The 2236-nt window shown below is 66.7% G+C and carries 3 protein-coding genes and 1 riboswitch; all 3 genes read right to left on the bottom strand.

The window, feature by feature from the left end; all coding sequences use genetic code 11:
- Positions 1 to 133: 133 nt before the first annotated feature.
- Positions 134 to 331: a sulfur carrier protein ThiS gene (gene thiS, locus ACXJL8_RS39295; RefSeq protein ID WP_456617863.1), complete on the bottom strand. Its 198-nt coding sequence runs from the start codon at positions 329 to 331 to the stop codon at positions 134 to 136.
- Positions 322 to 1332, bottom strand: coding sequence for an FAD-dependent oxidoreductase (locus tag ACXJL8_RS39290; RefSeq protein ID WP_456617862.1), 1011 nt, complete (start codon positions 1330 to 1332; stop codon positions 322 to 324). The genes thiS and ACXJL8_RS39290 overlap by 10 nt, the downstream gene beginning before the upstream one ends.
- Positions 1320 to 1448, bottom strand: a riboswitch (TPP riboswitch). Its footprint overlaps the gene before it by 13 nt.
- Before the next feature lie 26 nt (positions 1449 to 1474).
- Entirely contained in the window at positions 1475 to 2014 is a 540-nt protein-coding gene (locus ACXJL8_RS39285; protein ID WP_456617861.1) for a transglycosylase SLT domain-containing protein, read from the bottom strand.
- Positions 2015 to 2236 lie beyond the last annotated feature (222 nt).

Raw genomic sequence — 2236 nt, 5'->3', positions numbered from 1 at the left:
GGCGAAGGCCGGGACCCATACCGCGTGATGTGGCTTGAGGCAGGGTGGCAGAGACCTTCCGTCCCAATGAAGCGCGGTGGTTATGGGTCCCGGCCTTCGCCGGGACGACGAATGGAGAGAGCTTGCCATCACCTCACCCTCCCTGCCGCGGCGTGATGATCTCGATCTCGTCGCCAGCCTTGAGGCTGGTCTCGGCCCAGCGGCTCTTCGGCACCACGTCGTAGTTCAGCGCGATCGCGAAATGGGTGCCTTCGTAGTCGAGCTCGCTGAGCAGCGCGTCCACGCTGACCGAGTTCACCTCGCGTTGCTCGCCATTGACGATCACGCGCATTGCATCACCTCGTTGTCGATCTGGCCGCGCTCGACAAAGGCAAGCGTCAACTCGGCGAGCGCCGGCGCGATCAGGAAGCCGTGGCGGTAGAGCCCGTTGACCGCGATGTTGCGGCCCTGCACCGCGATGCGCGGCAGATTGTCGGGGAAGGCGGGGCGAAGGCCGGAGCCGAACTCGACGATGCGCGCTTCGCCGAAGGCCGGATGCACGGCATAGGCTGCGCCCAAAAGCTCCAGCGCCGAGCGGACGCTGACGCCGGTGTCCTCGGCCTCGATCGAGGTGGCGCCGAGCATGAACAGGCCTTGCTCGCGCGGGATCACGTAGAGCGGCCAGCGCGGATGGATCAGCCGCACCGGGCGCGCCAGCTCCACCTCGCTGCTCTCGATCAGGATCATCTCGCCCTTGACGCCGCGCAGGGCCGGTTGCTGGTCGCGCGCGGAAAGGCCGCGGCAGTCGATCACGAGGCCGTCGAGATCGGCGGCGCTGACGTCGCTTTCGAACTTGATGGTGCCGCCGGCAGCAAGGATGCGCTCATGCAGCTTCGGCAGCACGCGGCGCGGCTCGACATGGCCCTCGGCCGGGAAGAACAGCGCGTCGCGGAAGCGGCCCTCCAGCGACGGCTCGATCTCGGCGAGGCCGGCGGCATCGAGCCGGCGATGGCCCTCGGTCATCCGGGCAAAGCGCTCAAAGTCGTTGCGCTCGCGCGGATGGGCGACGACGAGGGAACCGTTGAACGGGGTGTCCGGCAGCTCGCGGCGCCAGATGTCGAGCGAGCGCAGGCCGAGGCGGCTGATGATTGGTTCGGAAACCTCCGCCTCGCAATAAGGCGCCAGCATGCCGCCGGCCCAATGGCTGGTGGCGTCGGTCATTGCGGCGTCACCACGCTCGTGTAGCGTCACGGCGTGGCCGGCCTGCGCGAAGAGCAGCGCCTGCCAGGCTCCCGCAATGCCTGCGCCGATGATGGATACCGGGGAATCCGGTCGCTTGGTGGTCTGCAACATCCCTGTCCCTTCGCCGGCATGACCCGGATCAGGTTCAAAGGGTCACCGCGGTCCTGGGCGGTCTTGCCCATTTAGCGGTATCTCAGCTCCTCCTCGGAGCACCCCTCGGAACGGCTCTAATGTAGGCCAGTGACGGCTGGTGTCAACGCATGTTCCCGGGAACCTGCGCCCGGGCGTTGCGGACGCGCTGGGCGAGCTTCCGGTGCGGGGCTGTGCCGAACACCGGCTGCGGATTGCCGTTCGGCTCCAACCACGTCTCGTTGCTGGCCTGCTGCACCATTTCCTGACGCTGGCGCTTTGCAACGTAGTAATAGCCGCCCGCGAAATAACGCACGGCTCGGGCGTGGTCGCCATTGGCGGCGCGATAGGCGCCGGCGAGATATTTCACGGCATAGGTGAGGTTGGTATTGGGGTCGCGCAGGCCCGCGGCATCGCCGGTGTAGCCGACCCCGCGGGCGGTCGCGAGCTTGATCTGCATCAGCCCGATGGTGCCGCCATGGCCGATCAGCTGCGGCTGGTAGCGGCTCTCGCGCATGATGACGCGGTGGACCAGCGCCTCCGGCACGCCGTTGGCGCGCGCATGGGCGGCGACCATCTCGGCATAGTCCGCTTCGCCGGCGAATGCAGTCTGCGGCGACATCAGTCCGGCCGCGATGAACGCGGCAACGCGTAAAATTTTCATCAGATATCCCTGAGTGACCTGCGCCCGGCTGCCGTTAGGACTCCGGAACGCGGCGATGATGTGACCAAACGCCGCCGCTCGCGATTTTGCGGCGCCGAGCCGCTGTTACGACGCARAGCTGTCGTAGGCTTCCTTCAGGCGGATAAGCAACCACGCGACAGCAAACCTGTCTATTCGCGCGCAGACGCGAAAGCGAGTATGTAAGCGCGGCAAATCGGGAGA

The sequence above is a fragment of the Bradyrhizobium sp. P5_C11_2 genome, from assembly GCF_054049755.1.
This window is presented reverse-complemented; position numbering and strand designations above follow the sequence as displayed.

Coding starts and splice junctions, on each gene's coding strand:
- ACXJL8_RS39285 (WP_456617861.1), bottom strand. CDS start 2,014: ATGAAAATTTTACGCGTTGCCGCGTTCATCGCGGCCGGACTGATGTCG.
- ACXJL8_RS39290 (WP_456617862.1), bottom strand. CDS start 1,332: ATGTTGCAGACCACCAAGCGACCGGATTCCCCGGTATCCATCATCGGC.
- thiS (WP_456617863.1), bottom strand. CDS start 331: ATGCGCGTGATCGTCAATGGCGAGCAACGCGAGGTGAACTCGGTCAGC.